Here is a 16,718-nt window from a genome sequence, read left to right as displayed (position 1 = left end):
AATCGAGATCACCATGACTGAACCCGTTATTGCCCTAACCAAAGCATTGATTGCTGAAAAATCAATAAGCCCTGATGACAAAAATTGCCAACAGATAATTATCGATCGTTTAAAACCACTCGGTTTTGTTATTGAAGAAGTCAATATCGGCAATACCAAAAACCTCTGGGCCTATCATGGTGACTCAACAGGAAAAACCTTGATGTTTGCCGGTCATACTGATGTTGTACCGGCTGGAGATGAAAGTAAATGGAACTCCCCTCCTTTTGAGCCAACTATTGATAAAAATGGCATATTGTATGGTCGTGGAGCTGCAGATATGAAAAGTGGTGTAGCTGCTATGGTTTGTGCTGCTGAATCATTTGTCAAAAAATACCCTGAACATGCTGGACGAGTTGCTTTCTTAATTACTTCAGACGAAGAAGCTGATGCCAGCGATGGTACTGTTAAAGTAGTTGATTTATTGATAAAACGCCAAGAACATATTGACTATTGTATTGTCGGTGAACCATCAAGTGATAGTGTGTTCGGCGATCAAATTAAAAATGGTCGACGAGGCTCTTTAACGGCAAATTTAGTCGTGCATGGTATTCAAGGCCATGTTGCTTATCCTCACCTTGCAGATAATCCTGTACATAGATTTGCACCAGCACTAAATGAGTTAGTCGCAACAGTGTGGGATAATGGTAATCAATATTTCCCTCAAACCACTATGCAAGTGGCTAACATTAATGGTGGAACTGGTGCTGAAAATGTCGTACCTGGTGAGTTATCCGTTCAATTCAACTTCCGTTATAGTAGTGAATTGACCGATGAAATGATTAAATCTAAAGTCGATGCTATTTTACAAAAACACAACTTAAATTATACCTTAAATTGGCGATTGTCTGGACAACCATTCTTAACTCCTCAAGGTGAACTGACCGACGCTACAGCTAGTGCCATCAAAGCATTTACACAGATTGATACCAAACTATCAACCAGTGGCGGCACATCTGACGGCCGTTTTATTGCTAAATTGGGATGTCAAGTCATTGAATTTGGAGTAATTAACAAAACCATTCATAAAGTAAATGAAAATGTTAATTGCCAAGATATCATTACATTACAAGCTATTTATATCGATATTTTAGAAAAATTGTTACTTGCTTAAATATTTGCTCAGTTAATTGATATTTGTGTGTTGTGTGAACCTGAATGACAATACACACATATTAGCTAAATAGTAGCAAACCTATAATGCTAAGGAGATAGTAATGGAGTGGCTTAAAGATTACTGGTGGCTAATTATTATCGTGTTGATTGGAATTTTTATTAATACCATTAAAGCGCTAAATAAACTGAGTTATAAGGACTATTTAGAAAAAAAGAAAGGGATAAAACCTATCCCTTATAGTGATAATGAAGATGACGACTGGCCATCTCAACCTAAGCAAAACTAGTTTATCTATTGTCGAAAATCATGACTTTGACTAGTAAAGATAGCTTGGTGACGATAACGATCTACCCACATTGCTGTCGCACCACAAACCGCAATGGGCATAATAATTAAATTTAATAATGGCACCATGGTAAAGAAACTAATTAAAATGCCAAATAACAAATTATCCCCTCGATGTTGTTTTAATAATTGCCGCATATGCACAAAAGATACCTTATGATTATCAAATGCATAATCAGCATATTGAATATTGATCTGCCACGCGGTAAATAAAAACCAAACTATTGGGGTAACTGATTGGCCTATGACAGGAATAAAATAACTCAGTAAAATCGGAATCGCCCACAACAAATAATTAGCTAACTTTTGTAGTTCCCGTTTTAAAATTCGAGGCAGATCTTTAATCAAACTGATCCATGAAGTATCTGGTGCCGGAATTCCAGTTAATTGTGCTTCAACCTGCTCAGCCAGCAATCCATTGAAAGGGGCAGCAATAATATTAGTGATAGTACTAAAAAAATAACAAAATAAGATCACCAAGGTTAAAATCACAATAACACTGATAATATAACCTAACCAATGTAGCCAACTAGGTAAAAATGATAAACCCCAGTCGACCATGCCGGTAATTGAGACAAAGAACCAGTAAAAAAGTGCCGACATAATAATGATATTAGCAAGTAACGGTAAGAAAACAAACTTTTTTAGGCCAGAGCTAAATGCTAATGTCCATCCTTCAAGAAAATATTCAATACCGCTTTTCGGTTTTCGATTTTGGTTAGGATCTGAATATTGATGATGCGATGGTTGTTCTAACATAGGTATTGTCAAAATTTATTCCTTTTACTTTAATTTGGCGATATTTTAAACGTAGATTAAATTAGACAGCAATACACTTTACGCTTTTTTAGTATTAAATTATTTGCTTTAGACACAGTTAGGTTGGTTATTTTTAAACCAAGATTTAACTTCATGTTTAATTGACTTAATTAATTGATTACGACCGGTTAATTGATATTGTTTTATTAATTCTGATTCGCTAATCTTTTGTTTCACTAATGCTTTAAGTAGTGGCATTGGTGTTTTACTATGGTTAACATTTGCATTAGCCAAACGGCACAATGAAGCATAACAAGCTTCAAACGGTCGATGATAATCACAAAATCCTTGTAAAACTTGATAATCATCTAAAGATAAGCTTTGCTGATCATTGATTGTTATCAATTGATTAAACGGCAAATCGATAATCGTCGCAAGCCAATAGGCATTACGTTGTAAACACTGTACTAAACGTTGTGTTAGCAGATGACCTTGCTGAGTAATTGGCTTTATTGCCATCATAGAATAACTACCAGAATTCGCTTGTTTATGGCTAGCAATGTGTACCAATGCAAATCCACAAGCAAGCCAAAACTGATAATTTGCTTCACTATAAGCAAAACTAACCGAAATAAAATCATTATTATTTATGGATGCATGTTGATAAATATGTTGTACTAAATGTTTAGCTATCTTTTGACGTCGATAAGGTTCAATAACCGCAATACGGTTAATTCTAACCGACTTAAGTTTAGCAGCCAGTTTGTCACCAGCATGAGCTACCAGTGATTGTGCAACTAAATTACCTTTAGGTCGGCGAGTACCACGCCATACTTCATCAATTAGCTCATTTGGCAAATTACCTTCATTAATTGTTACTGCTGCTGCAATAAGTTGTTCGGTATGGTTGACTTGCCACACCGATAAATTTTCTGCATCAAATAACCTTCTTAAATCAACCAATGTTGTTTGATAATGCGCCATTTTCAATAAATAAAAAATTGATTTTAGCGTATCAATATCTTGCCTTTCAGTGATAAAATAGCTAATTGTATGTTCATCAATTTCCGATTTTATATCGCTAGTTGATACGCCATTGAGTAACAACTTGTCAGTTAACCGTTCTAAATCATCATTATCTTGCCAACGGATGGGTTTATCTAAATAAAATCGCCTAGCGGATTGTGTTTTTAATAACTTTAGTAAAAAACCTTGCCCAGTACCTTCATAACCTTCTACTGTGGTGGTCAGTAAAATTTTGCTTTGTTTAGACAATGCTAATTGCAATATTTTTTCTAGCATTGGTAATGGTATCATGGCGGCTTCATCAATAATTAACCAGTCAGGAAATTGATGTTCATTCATGACCATTAATTGATCTGGTGCATAGAACGATATATCAGCCTCAGCAAACTGGAAAAAAGTAACTAATGCATTTTTATTGGGTGCTGTTACCCAACATCTCCTATGATGAGTAAACAGCGCTGCCAATGCTGATTTACCTCGGCCTCGTTTAGCTATTAATATATTTAGTGAACTATCACTTTGCAATAATTGTGTTAGCACTATTTGCTGTTGAGTTACATCGCTATCTTGATTTTCCAAGGATTTAATAATTGGCATATCAACATGTGCAAATTCCAGCAATGTTTGCTGTAAATGACGAATAAAATTAGGCACCATAATTGGCGTGGTTGATTCATTCCAACGTAAACTATCTTGATCAAGCCAATTAGAATAACTTTCAGGTAGAAGTAAAATAAGGACACTATTTTTAATTAAGGTACCAGTTAACATAGCAAAAGCATCAAGATTAAAACTGTCAGTGGCATCAAAAATGGCATGCTTAAACTCTTGTCCAAGTAAAGATTTAGCTTGATTTGGATTAATATAATGGTGAATAGCATTTGGTAAATCAGTCAGCGTAGTGACCGTTACCCAATCACCAGGAAACTGATTAATTATAGCGTTAATTTGATTAAATAATTGGGTACGACAACCTTGTAACACCCATAGTTTTCTGGTGCTAGTAGGATTAATCATCAATTAACTTTTTCCAATTAATAGTGACAATATACCAGCTGCAATTAATGGTCCAACTGGCACACCTTTGAAAAAAGCAACCCCAATCAAGGTACCAATAATTAAACCATTAACAATAGTAGGATGAGCGCCAATTAATGATATCCCTCGAGTACCTAACCATGACACTAAAATACCAACTAAAATGGCTAAAATTGATTGCCAAGTGGTAAATGACTTTAAAATTTCGTTGATTTTTAATGAACCATCAGCCAAAGGAACCATCATTGCTGCGGTTAAGATAACAATACCAATGGTTAAGCCATATTGATTTAAGAACGGAAAATAGCTTGCTAGTGGTGTTAATTTAAATAACAACAGCAACAATACCGCAAAGGTCACTGTGTTATTATGAGTAACATAACACAGTGCAGCTAAACCTAATAAAAGAAAAAAAGAGATATCAAATTGGGCAAACATTAAAGTGGAACACCAATACGTTTGGCAACCTCTTCATAAGCCTCAATGACACCGCCAAGTCCTTGACGGAAGCGATCTTTATCCATTTTTTTCAAGGTTTCTTTTTCCCATAAGCGACAACCATCTGGAGAGAACTCATCACCTAAAGTAATTTCACCCTTGAATAAACCAAACTCTAACTTGTAATCAACCAGAATCAAGCCAGCTTTATCGAACAACTCAGTTAAAACAGTGTTGATTTTAAAGCTAAGTTCCTTCATGGTAGCTAACTGTTCGTCAGTTGCCCAGCCAAAGGATTTACAGTGTGACTCATTAACCATTGGGTCATGTAGTGCATCATTTTTTAAGAATAGTTCAAATGTTGGTGGATTAAGGATTTTGCCCTCTTCAACCCCTAAACGCTTAACTAATGAACCAGCTGCACGGTTACGCACCACACATTCAACTGGCACCATATCAAGTTTTTTAACCAGTACTTCATTGTCTGATAATAGGGCTTCAACCTGAGTTGGTATACCTGCTTCACGTAACTTTGTCATAATAAAATAGTTAAATTTATTATTTACCATCCCTTTACGATCTAACTGCTCAATGCGCAGTCCATCAAAGGCCGACGTATCATTACGGAATTCAAGAATCAATAGATCAGGGTTGTCAGTGGTGTAAACAGTTTTTGCTTTACCACGATAAAGCTCAGCCAACTTCTTCATGTTTATAACCTTATATCAAATTGCCAATAAATAATTAAGGAGCTATTCGCCCCTTAATTTCAAATCAAGTATAGTTACCTTATTGTATAATCTTTCATTATAGTATCAATAAAGGTAACCAAAAGTTACTCCACTATTGGGTTAAAATAGCCTTTGTACCGTTTTAACTCGTGTAGATGATAGATTATCGGAACGTTAAATTAGCGATCATTTCTGATGCCATCGCGAATATCATCTTTAAGGTCTTCTTTCAGCGCTTTATTTGGATCTGATTCTTTATCATCTTTTTTATCTTCATCTGTTTTTTCTTTAACCGGTACAGTTCGTAGCGACTCAGGGGCGACATCATCCATTATTTGATTAAATAATCCAACAGCATAACGCTGAACTTCGATCGGTTGTGACATAAGATCTTCATTACCGCGCGTTAATGTATGTAACACAATAGTAATTGTTTCTGTTTCACCTAATATTTGACGTTTAAAAATATATGATACATCGACCGGTTGTTGTTCGTCTCCTCGAGCAATAACAGCATTACCTGTTTTAATGGTATTATTGTCACTTGCAACGATTGAAATATTTTGCTTAGCCAATGTGTTTGGGATACTGTTCCAAACACCACTACTAATCGGTGCGTTAAATGTTACTGTAGCATTGTTATAAATAGCAAATGCCTCATCAACTGTTGTAATCGGCACCGTTGGTGGACGAATGTCAAGATGTTTACCTAATGCACCTTCAATATCACTATTATCAATATAGAAGTCACCGGCTTCAATTGGTACAGAAACCCCTTCTGGAATAACTAACGCTTTTAAGGATGGTGAATTAAGGTAGTCTTCATTACCATCAATCTCTCGTTTATAATTTTGATCACTACTACAGCCAACAAGAAATATAGAAGCAAATGCAGATATAATAGCTATTCTTTTAAAGGCATTGCTTTTTAATACAGTTTTATTCAACATAAATTCCTGCTTATAAATTAAGGGTTATAGTCAATATTACAGTAAATTAGCATCTTTTAATGCTTGCTCAACTACCGGAATGGCTGAATCACTTAATGGTACTAATGGTAAACGAATTGTTCCATTTGCCATTAAACCTAATCTGGTGCAAGCCCATTTTGCTGGAGTTGGATTAGGTTCAATGAATAAATTTGTATGTAATGCCATTAAAGTATCATTTAAAGCTCGAGCCTGTTGAATTTGATTATTAATTGCCAACTCATAAACCGTCGCTACTTGTTTAGCTGCCACATTAGCAGTAACTGAAATAACACCATTACCCCCTAAAATAATGAAGTCTAAGAAAGTTGCATCATCGCCACTTAATAACTTAAATTCATCACCAACCAATTTACGAGTTTTGTATACACGTGAAAGATCGCCTGTTGCATCCTTCAACGCCACAATATTTTTAATTTCCGCTAATCGACCTACAGTTTCCGGCTTAATATCACTACAGGTTCGACCTGGTACATTATAAAGAATTTGTGGTAATTCGGTATTTTCTGCGATAGCTTTGAAATGTTGGTATAGGCCTTCTTGGGTTGGTTTATTATAATAAGGAGCTACTGTTAAACAGCCTACCACACCAATATTTTCAACTTGACGAGTTAATTCGATCGCTTCTTTAGTAGCATTTGAACCAGTTCCAGCAATAATATCAATACGCCCATCAGAATAATCAATTGTGCGTTTAATAACATCAATATGTTCATGATGATTGAGTGTAGCTGATTCGCCAGTAGTTCCTACTGATACAATAGCAGATGTGCCATTTTCAATATGATATTCGACCAATTTTTTTAAGCTTACATGGTCGACATTTCCTTTCGTATCCATTGGAGTAACAAGTGCGACCAGACTTCCTGTAAACATAAAGCGACCTCTCATATTTTTTGTTTGTCAAAACAACTTAAAGATTAAAAAAACTGCGAATAAGTATGCGATATTTCTTATTTAAATTCAACATTTGTTATGCAGGATTATCAATATCGACAAAAATAATTTCTAAGTCATAGTGATTAGATAACCATTCACCTAATTTTTTGATACCACAACGCTCAGTTGCATGATGACCAGCGGCATAAAAATTAATACCATATTCACGAGCGATATGAATAGTACGTTCCGATACTTCACCGGTAAAAAAGGCATCAATGCCTTGTTGAGCTGCCGATTCAATAAAATCTTGACCACCACCACTACACCATGCCACTCGATTAATTACAGTTGGCGCATTATCACCACAAAACAGCACTGAACGTTGACCATTATGTAATTTTTGTTCAAGTTTTTGTTTAAACTCTAGCGCTGTAAGTGGATTGTTTAAAGTGCCTGTGAATAATAGATCGGTTATGTCTTCACGCATATCAACTGTAATATCCAACATTTGCCCTAGCAATACATTATTACCTAAAACAGGATGACCATCTAATGGCAGATGATAACTATATAAATTAATATCATGTTTGAGTAAGGTTTTCATTCGATGATATTTAATCCCAGTAATAGTTTGTGGTTCATTCTTCCAAAAATAACCATGATGAACCAACACAGCATCAGCATTAAGTTCCACTGCTTTATCTAACAATAATTGACAAGCTGTAACTCCTGTCACAATTTTTTTAACTTCCGATCGTCCTTGAACCTGTAATCCATTTGGTGCATAGTCACGATATCTTGTCACTTGCAATTCATTATTGATGATTTGTTGAAGTTCAAATTGATGCAAAATAACCTCACTTTTTAAATTTAACCCGCTCTATGTATGAAAAACGCAGATGGAATCAAACAATTTGAATTAATTAAACTTTTTTTACACAAAAAACTAACTAACGACTTTCTAATTATAGTCGCTTTCTCAAAATATCTCACGTATATTATCGAAAAATAGATTTCGATTTAACTACTGAAATTTATATTATACAGACATTGATATAAAGGATTTATGAAACAATGAAAACTCTCGGTGAATTTATTATTGAAAAGCAATCGGAATTCCCTCATGCCACTGGGGAATTAACTGCACTTATTTCGGCGATTAAATTAGGTGCTAAGGTTATTAATCGAGATATTAACAAAGCAGGATTAATAGATATTTTAGGCGAAAATGGTTCAGCGAATATTCAAGGTGAAAAACAGATGAAACTTGATGTTTTTGCTAATGAAACGTTAAAAAATGCACTTGAAGCAAGAGGAGTCGTAGCCGGTATAGCATCGGAAGAAGAAAATAATTTGGTTATTTTTGGTAAAGATCGCGCAACGGAAGGAAAATATGTCGTATTAATGGATCCGCTTGATGGTTCATCAAATATTGATGTAAACGTATCAGTCGGGACAATTTTTTCAATTTATCATAGAATTACCAAAATAGGATCCCCTATTTCAGAACAAGATTTTTTGCAACCTGGTTATAAACAAGTAGCTGCTGGTTATATTATTTACGGCTCATCGACTATGTTAGTTTATACTACAGGTTGTGGTGTACATGCTTTTACTTATGACCCTTCATTGGGCGTTTTTTGCTTATCCCATGAAAATGTCCGTTTCCCAAAACAAGCAACTACTTATTCGATTAATGAAGGTTACTATTCTAAATTTCCTACCGGAGTCAAAAAATATATCAAGTATTGCCAAGAAGATGATGATAAAACACATCGCCCTTACACTTCACGTTATATCGGTTCATTAGTATCTGATTTTCATCGAAACTTATTAAAAGGTGGTATTTATATCTATCCTAATACAGCTCAGTATCCTAAAGGTAAAATCCGTTTGTTATATGAAGCAAATCCAATGGCATTTTTAGCAGAACAAGCTGGAGGAAAAGCAACTAACGGATACCAACGAATTTTAGATATAGAACCAGAGCAATTACATCAACGCACACCATTTTTTGTAGGTATGAAATCAATGGTGGATGACGCCGATCGTTTTATGGCCGAATATAAAGATTAATATATAGATGAATGATAAATTAACTTATTATTCATCATGTTATTTAATTAATTTATCTAACATATTGAAATTTATGGTTAATTTATTATAGTTTTAATTATTTCACTGAATCATAATTATTATTTATGAAACAATGGGTTTAAAAAACTTGAACTTTACTCGATTTCATAAAAAATTAATAATTTTCACATGATGACTAATTATGATTCAAAGCTAAAAAACCTTACCAGCTATGTTGCAACATGTTTAATGGACATAAACTCAAAACAGATCTTCAATATCTAGCAATTATTATCCATTACTTAACCTACTAAGCGAGGTATTTTATTACCCCATAAATAAAAAATAACATAAGCAATCTAGGCAAAACTTTCTTCCTAAAACGTATTAAGTTTCTTACAATTCAATGTTTAATCTAAGTAAACAGTTAAAAATTACGATTAATCTAGTCGAAATAAGCAAAAACTGGCATAATAGCCAACAATTTTTGCCAAAGTAAGACAATGCATTGTGCCAAACGCCAAATTATGTGAACGCTTTCGTGGTTTCTATCCTGTTGTAATTGATATTGAAACATCAGGGTTTGATCCTAATCAAAATGCAATTTTAGAAATTGCAGCTATTACATTGAAAATGGATGAAGAGGGCTTTTTAGCACCAGATGAAACGCTACAATTCAATGTAAAACCTTTTGAAAATGCAATTTTGGAGCCGACAGCTTTAGCATTTAATGGAATTGATCCTGATAATCCGTTACGTGATGCAGTTGATGAAAAAATCGCATTAGAAGCGATATTTAAACTTGTGAGGAATGGTATTAAGGCCAATGACTGTACCCGAGCAGTTATTGTGGCTCATAATGCTCATTTCGACCATAGTTTTTTAATGGCTACATCTGAACGAGCAGGCATCAAACGCAATCCTTTTCATCCTTTTGCTACCTTTGACACAGCTTCGCTTAGTGGATTAGTGTTTGGTCAGACCGTCCTTGCTAAAGCGTGTGAAGCAGCTGAAATGCCATTCGATCATAAACAAGCCCATAGTGCCTTATATGATACCGAAAAAACAGCCATTTTATTTTGTGAAATTGTTAATCGCTTTAAACGACTTGGTGGTTGGCCATTATCAAATAATGATCATCATGCAAAAGAAGTAATTGAGCAGCAATTAGATTGAAAAAAACGAAGTCAAAACTTTAACTAAAAAAGAGAGTCGCAAGCTCTCTTTTTTACATCCTGCTTTTTTAAATACTAAATATTATGATTTATGTTTCTCGGCTGTTTGTTTGATCAAAGTCTGTAATTCACCAGTTTGAAACATTTCTAACATAATGTCACAACCACCCACTAATTCACCTTCAACCCAAAGTTGCGGAAAGGTTGGCCAGTTAGCATATTTTGGTAATTCAGCTCGAATATCGGGATTTTGTAAAATATCCACATAGGCAAAAGGTACACCACATTGTGATAATACTTGTACCGCTTGTGCCGAAAATCCACAACTTGGCAATTTTGGTGATCCTTTCATATAAAGAATAATCGGATTTTCAGCGATTTGCTTTTTAATCTTATCAAGTGTGGTTAATTCAGTTGTCATTAGGTTGATTCCTTAATATGTCATAACAATAAAGATACTATTTTAACGTAGAATAAAGTCAAGTTATATAGATTTATTTGTTTACTTTGATAGAAAAATATCAATTATGAGAGCCCTTATTTCATAACTTTTTCGTTCAAAAAAGTGCACTCCTCAAAATTTTTTGAATAACTAATATCAACTATTAACTTTGTTATAAGAAAAAAATATAACTATATATGAATATATTATTTAACAGTTAAATTAAGTTTTTATATTATAACTACTTGCTTCATAATTTTAATAAATAAAAAAACAATGCATAAATTAGCCAATAGACTCGATCACTTTTCTGATTCAGTTATCCGTCGAATGACTCGGATCGCTAATCAATATCAAGCAATCAATTTATCACAAGGGTTTCCTGATTTTGACCCACCTAAACCTTTAATTGATGCATTAAAACAAGCTGCGGATGATGGTCCTCATCAATATGAAATTACGTGGGGTTCAGCTGAATTTCGACGTTTGTTAGCTAAAAAACAACAAAAATTAATGAATATTGATATCAATCCAGATGAAAATGTGCTGGTAACATGTGGTAGTACCGAAGCAATGATGTGTGCGGTAATGACGGTCTGTAATCCGAAAGATAAGGTTATTATCTTTTCGCCTTTTTACGAAAACTACGGAGCAGACGCGATTCTATCCGATGCTACCCCAATTTATGTACCGCTAATTCCACCAACATTCGAATTTGATAAGCAACAACTACGACAAGCTTTTGAGCAAGGAGCCAAAGCGTTAATTTTATGTAATCCTAGCAATCCTTGTGGCAAGGTATTTACCAAAGCAGAACTTGACTATATTAGTCAACTAGCTATCGAGTTTGATGCTTACATTATTACCGATGAAGTTTATGAGCATATGGTTTACGCACCACATCAACATCTCTATTTGGCCAGTTTTCCTAATATGAAAGAGCGAACAATTTGCTGTAGCTCACTATCGAAAACATATTCGATAACTGGTTGGCGACTTGGATATATTATTGCTGATAAGAAAATTATTGACGGTTGTAAGATGATTCATGATTTTCTTACCGTTGGTGCTGCAGCACCATTACAAAAAGCAGCTTGTGCAGGATTAGCCTTAGGTGAAGATTATTACCAACAGTTAATCCAAACCTATACTGATAAACGTCATTTATTTTTAAGTGGATTAGATGACATAGGACTTACATATTATGAACCTCAAGGTGCTTATTATGTATTAGTTGATATTTCAGAGATTAATCCTTTTAATACCGATTTTGAATTTTGTGAATGGTTAATCAGAGAGGTTGGTGTAGCTGCCGTACCAGGCTCCGCCTTTTTTAAGCACCCTGAATATCGCTATATTCGCTTCCATTTTGCAAAACAAGAACCAACGCTAATTGCAGCTTTAGAAAGATTATCCAAACTCAAGGAAAAATTATCATGTTTAAAAAACTAATTGTGGCTAGTTTAGCTATTTTATCGTCTTTAATTGTCTTAACTGGTTGTGACAATGCAAAAAAAGAAAATCAAATTACGGTAGGTGTTGCCGCTGGGCCATATGGTGATATGTTTAAACAAGCTATTGCACCAGGTCTTGAAAAGAAAGGTTATCAAGTAGAAATTCGTGAATTTAGCGATTATGTTCAACCAAACTTAGCACTAGCCAATAAAGAAATTGATGTTAATTTGTTTCAACATTTAACTTACCTTAATAACTTTAAACAAGCACGCAATTTAGATATCACTGCTGTTGGCTTTGTACCAACTGCTGGCGCTGGAATTTATTCAAATAAAATTACTGATTTTTCACAGTTAAAACAGGGTGATCAAGTCACTATAGCTAACGACGTGACGAATGAAGCTCGTGCATTACGTATTTTAGAAGCAGCAGGATTAATTAAACTCGACCCAAATGTGGATAAAAATAATCTCACCCCTAACAACGTAATCGAAAATCGTTATGGTTTAAATATTGTACCCATTGAAGCACCACAAACACCACGTTCTTTAGATAGTGCTGTATTATCAGTAGTTAATGGCAATTATGCGATTGGTGCTGGGTTAGATCTTTCAAAAGCGCTTTATCAAGAGGTATTAGATAAAGATCTCAAAAATGTTATTGCGATTCGCAATGAATCTAAAGATAAATTAGGCAAAGACATTATCGACGTACTTAAATCACCAGAATTTGCTCAAGTGATTAATGATAAAAATGGTATTTTCTATACCTTCCAAAAACCAGATTATCAGTTATTTTAATTATGCAAACTAACCCATTAATTCAGGTAAAAGATGTTTCGGTAAGATTCGAAGCAAACCAGCAAGTGATTGAAGCCGTAAAAAAGGTCTCATTTGATGTAAATCAAGGCGAGATCTTCGGTATTATAGGATCGAGCGGTGCAGGCAAAAGTACATTAGTAAGAACTCTTAATCGGCTTGCAGATCCCTCTTCCGGACAAATTATTATTAATGGCGTTGACATAAAAACCTTGCGCGGTCGTCAACTGCAAGCATTTCGTTTTCAAGTTGGGATGATTTTTCAAAACTTTAATTTGGCGTCATCGAAAACTGTCTATGAAAATATTGCATTTGTGCTTAAAGCTGCCGGAAAAAAAGGTGATGCTGTAAAAAATAGAGTCAACGAATTACTTACTTTAGTTGGGTTAAGCGATAAGGCTAATACCTACCCTGCCGAACTCAGTGGTGGGCAAAAACAACGAGTTGGCATTGCTAGAGCGCTTGCCAATGATGCAAAAATTCTATTATGTGACGAAGCAACAAGTGCATTAGATCCAACTACCACTAGCGCAATACTTGATCTATTAAAAGAGCTCAATCAAAAATTTGCATTGACCATAGTACTAATTACTCATGAAATTGATGTGGTTAAAAAGATCTGTCATCGAGTTGCGGTGATGTCACAAGGCGAAATAGTGGAAATGAACACTACGTTCAATCTTTTTGCCGGCCCTAAACAGCGCTTCACGCAAGAATTTCTCAATATTGATGCAAACACTCATTTACCAGATACCATCAAACAAAATGCCAAAGGTAAATTAGTGCGTTTGCGTTATATTAACGAAAATACTACCCAACCAATACTATATCAATCAGCAATTGAAACTCAAGTGGCATTCAATATTTTGCATGGCTTTATAGAGTATTTTGATAACCAAGCGTTAGGTAATTTAGTGATCGAAATTATTGGGGAAACAGATAATATTCAAAATCTGATAACAAAATTAGAGCAGCAACAAGTTATTATTGAGGAAATAAATTAATGATAAAGCTCACCATTGCCGAAATGGCGCAAATGTTATGGCAAGCAGCTTACGAAACATTTATCATGGTAAGTTGGTCATTGTTAGCCGGTTTGGTATTCGGCACACTCATAGGTTTATTGCTGTTTTTAATGTCAAATCAGTTCTTCTTCAAAAACAGAATTATTAATAGTATCGCTAATTTTATCATCAATGCCACTCGTTCAATTCCTTTTTTGATTTTAATGGTTACCGTACTACCTTTGGGTGCGTTACTAGTCGGTACAACTGTAGGCCCCAAAGCGGTAATTTTCCCTCTTTCACTTGCAGCTATCGCATTTTATGCTAGGTTAGCTGAAAATGCATTTAGTCAAATAGATAAAGGGGTGATAGAAGCAGCGGTAGCAAGTGGTGCATCGCATATCCGCATTATATTCGGTATTTTATTTCCAGAAGCGATGGCACAATTGATTCGACACGCAACGGTTACCACCATTTCGCTTATTAGTTTTAGCTCTATGGCTGGGGTTGTTGGCGGTGGTGGTATTGGGGATTTAGCCATTCGTTATGGGTATCAACGCTATGTAACCGAAATCCTCATTTTATGTATTATTATTCTTATTTTTATTGTGATGGTGATTCAATACCTTGGTGACAAGTTAGCCAACCACTTCGATAAAAGTTATAAATAGTCGGTAATCCAGCATGAACAAACTCACAGACATTATTACAGATCCTAAACGTATCATTGCAAAAAATGCGATCCCACCATCACATTTAACTGATGGTTTAAAATTAAAATATGGCTATGCCGATATATTAGTCTACCCCAAAACAACAGCAGAAGTAGCTGCGATTGTTAAATACGCTAATACCAATAATCTTAATATTACCACTCGTGGTGCTGGTACTAACTTAGTCGGCTCGACTATTCCTAATGGCGGTATTATTCTTGATTTATCCTTAATGAATCATATTGTGGAACTGGACAAGCAAACATTCACCGTTACCGTACAATCGGGTATTTTACTGCAAGACCTACAACAGTTTGTTGAAAAACATGACCTTTTTTATCCGCCTGATCCGGGCGCTAAAAATGCCACCATTGGCGGAAATATTAGTACTAATGCTGGTGGTATGCGAGCAGTAAAATATGGTGTGACTCGAGATTATGTGCAAGCAATTGAAGTTGTAATGGCTAATGGTAGTGTGTTAAATATTGGTAGTAAAAATGTTAAAGACAACACTGGACTAGCCTTAAAACATCTCTTTATTGGCAGTGAAGGTACCTTAGGTATCATCACGCAATGTACTTTAAAACTGATAGCTAAACCAAAAGTATCACAAACATTTATTGTTGGTTTTAATACTATTGAACAAGCCATTAGTAGTATTACCACCGTGCTACATACCCTTACGCCGACTGCATTGGAGTTTGTTGAACGTAAAGTCGCACAATGGGGCGAACGGTATTCTGGTTTTAAATTCCCGCTACCAAATAGCCAAGCTTATCTAATTATTATGCTTGATGGTTCCGATCTACAAACCATTGAACAACTACGCAAACTGCTATTAACTAATTTAGGCGATTGTGACTATTTTGTTGCCGAAGATAATAATCAAACTAATCAAATCTGGACGATTCGAGGTTCGTTAGTACGTGCAGTTGAAGCAATAACAGAACAAGATCCAATCGATATAGTGGTACCAATAAATCGCATTAGCGATTTCATTAATTTCACCAAACAACTAGAAACACAAACCCACATGCGTATGTTAGCCTTTGGTCACGCTGGCGATGGTAACATTCATCTATGCATTTTACGTGATAATCGTGATGACAAACAATGGCAATCTGATCTGCAAAATGTTCACCAAGCGCTTTATCAAAAATGTCTTGAATTAGGAGGATTGCCTTCTGCGGAACATGGCATCGGAACGGCGAAAGTAAGTTATTACAATGCTGCAATTCCTGAAGCAAATCGCCAATTAATGCGTACAATTAAACAACAGTTTGATCCTAAAAATTTACTGAATAATCAAGTTTATATGACTGTAGTTTAAGTTTACTAATATTAATATTCTGACAATTTATATTAGATGTAATGATCTAAATCAGAATTAAAACGCTTTATAACCGTTTTAATTATTTCATAGACAAATTTGAGAACAGGGTTTTTTAAATTCTAAAAATCCCTTTTAATTAATGATTAAAAAGACTAAGTAACTATTCACTAATAAGTTGCTTATCTTTTATATAAAAATTTGATATCTAACCTAATATCTGTTGCTGACAGAAATTTTTATATAATCATTAAAAACACATCTACTTCTTATCAGTTAGGTAATTATCTATCCAACACGTTGACAAAAATTAATTCTTTTTGTTCGTTGAACTGAGTGAA

At 34.8% G+C, this 16,718-nt stretch carries 17 protein-coding genes; 9 read left to right on the top strand and 8 right to left on the bottom strand.

The window, feature by feature from the left end; translation table 11 throughout:
* Positions 1–13 precede the first annotated feature (13 nt).
* A complete protein-coding gene (dapE, locus tag H3S74_RS01375) occupies positions 14–1,153 on the top strand; it encodes a succinyl-diaminopimelate desuccinylase (RefSeq protein WP_198247016.1) in 1,140 nt (379 codons plus the stop codon).
* Positions 1,154–1,256: 103 nt separating this feature from the next.
* Entirely contained in the window at positions 1,257–1,442 is a 186-nt protein-coding gene (locus H3S74_RS01370) for a YpfN family protein (RefSeq protein WP_198199464.1), read from the top strand.
* Between the two features lie 5 nt (positions 1,443–1,447).
* Here H3S74_RS01370 and cysZ read toward each other — a convergent pair whose 3' ends face one another.
* The 7 genes from cysZ to H3S74_RS01335 form a co-directional block, all read right to left on the bottom strand.
* Complete coding sequence (gene cysZ / locus H3S74_RS01365) at positions 1,448–2,260, bottom strand: sulfate transporter CysZ (RefSeq protein ID WP_198247290.1); 813 nt, start codon at positions 2,258–2,260, stop codon at positions 1,448–1,450.
* Positions 2,261–2,368: 108 nt separating this feature from the next.
* On the bottom strand, positions 2,369–4,303 hold the full coding sequence (locus H3S74_RS01360) for a tRNA-binding protein (protein ID WP_198247015.1): 1,935 nt from the start codon (positions 4,301–4,303) through the stop codon (positions 2,369–2,371).
* A gap of 3 nt (positions 4,304–4,306) precedes the next feature.
* The gene (locus tag H3S74_RS01355; protein WP_198247014.1) at positions 4,307–4,762 is read right to left on the bottom strand and encodes a DUF441 domain-containing protein; all 456 of its coding nucleotides are present in this window, start codon (positions 4,760–4,762) and stop codon (positions 4,307–4,309) included.
* Positions 4,762–5,472, bottom strand: coding sequence for a phosphoribosylaminoimidazolesuccinocarboxamide synthase (gene purC / locus H3S74_RS01350; RefSeq protein WP_065651639.1), 711 nt, complete (start codon positions 5,470–5,472; stop codon positions 4,762–4,764). The genes H3S74_RS01355 and purC overlap by 1 nt, the downstream gene beginning before the upstream one ends.
* 200 nt (positions 5,473–5,672) lie before the next feature.
* On the bottom strand, positions 5,673–6,443 hold the full coding sequence (gene bamC / locus H3S74_RS01345) for an outer membrane protein assembly factor BamC (RefSeq protein WP_110448174.1): 771 nt from the start codon (positions 6,441–6,443) through the stop codon (positions 5,673–5,675).
* Between the two features lie 36 nt (positions 6,444–6,479).
* Positions 6,480–7,358, bottom strand: a complete 879-nt coding sequence (gene dapA / locus H3S74_RS01340) for a 4-hydroxy-tetrahydrodipicolinate synthase (protein ID WP_110448175.1) — start codon at positions 7,356–7,358, stop codon at positions 6,480–6,482.
* 97 nt (positions 7,359–7,455) lie between these two features.
* Positions 7,456–8,214 carry a Nif3-like dinuclear metal center hexameric protein gene (locus H3S74_RS01335; RefSeq protein ID WP_110448176.1) on the bottom strand — a complete coding sequence of 253 codons (759 nt, stop codon included), beginning with the start codon at positions 8,212–8,214 and terminating at the stop codon, positions 7,456–7,458.
* 224 nt (positions 8,215–8,438) lie between these two features.
* Between H3S74_RS01335 and fbp the strand changes: the two genes are divergently transcribed.
* Together fbp and rnt are read left to right on the top strand one after the other, a co-directional pair.
* Positions 8,439–9,440 (top strand): class 1 fructose-bisphosphatase, encoded by a 1,002-nt coding sequence (gene fbp, locus H3S74_RS01330; RefSeq protein WP_198199446.1) that lies wholly within the window; start codon positions 8,439–8,441, stop codon positions 9,438–9,440.
* Between the two features lie 510 nt (positions 9,441–9,950).
* Positions 9,951–10,616, top strand: a complete 666-nt coding sequence (rnt, locus tag H3S74_RS01325) for a ribonuclease T (protein ID WP_294912969.1) — start codon at positions 9,951–9,953, stop codon at positions 10,614–10,616.
* 81 nt (positions 10,617–10,697) lie between these two features.
* Here rnt and H3S74_RS01320 read toward each other — a convergent pair whose 3' ends face one another.
* Positions 10,698–11,036, bottom strand: a complete 339-nt coding sequence (locus H3S74_RS01320) for a Grx4 family monothiol glutaredoxin (protein WP_198199444.1) — start codon at positions 11,034–11,036, stop codon at positions 10,698–10,700.
* Positions 11,037–11,333: 297 nt separating this feature from the next.
* On the opposite strand from H3S74_RS01320, the gene H3S74_RS01315 reads away from it, so the two are divergent.
* Genes H3S74_RS01315 through H3S74_RS01295 form a run of 5 tightly spaced genes read left to right on the top strand, consistent with a single transcriptional unit; the run spans position 11,334 to position 16,377 of the window.
* A complete protein-coding gene (locus H3S74_RS01315; RefSeq protein ID WP_198247013.1) occupies positions 11,334–12,509 on the top strand; it encodes a pyridoxal phosphate-dependent aminotransferase in 1,176 nt (391 codons plus the stop codon).
* A complete protein-coding gene (locus H3S74_RS01310) occupies positions 12,494–13,312 on the top strand; it encodes a MetQ/NlpA family ABC transporter substrate-binding protein (RefSeq protein WP_198247012.1) in 819 nt (272 codons plus the stop codon). Before H3S74_RS01315 ends, H3S74_RS01310 begins: the two co-directional genes overlap by 16 nt.
* 2 nt (positions 13,313–13,314) lie before the next feature.
* Positions 13,315–14,334, top strand: coding sequence for a methionine ABC transporter ATP-binding protein (locus H3S74_RS01305; protein WP_198247011.1), 1,020 nt, complete (start codon positions 13,315–13,317; stop codon positions 14,332–14,334).
* Positions 14,334–15,005, top strand: a complete 672-nt coding sequence (locus H3S74_RS01300) for a methionine ABC transporter permease (RefSeq protein WP_363317440.1) — start codon at positions 14,334–14,336, stop codon at positions 15,003–15,005. Before H3S74_RS01305 ends, H3S74_RS01300 begins: the two co-directional genes overlap by 1 nt.
* 13 nt (positions 15,006–15,018) lie before the next feature.
* Positions 15,019–16,377: an FAD-binding oxidoreductase gene (locus tag H3S74_RS01295; RefSeq protein ID WP_110448181.1), complete on the top strand. Its 1,359-nt coding sequence runs from the start codon at positions 15,019–15,021 to the stop codon at positions 16,375–16,377.
* The last annotated feature ends 341 nt before the right edge of the window (positions 16,378–16,718 follow it).

Origin of the sequence: Gilliamella sp. W8126, from assembly GCF_016102185.1 — a bacterium.
GTDB lineage: Bacteria > Pseudomonadota > Gammaproteobacteria > Enterobacterales > Orbaceae > Gilliamella > Gilliamella apis_A.
The sequence above is the reverse complement of the archived record's forward strand: the minus strand, read 5'-3'. Positions and strand labels throughout refer to the sequence as shown.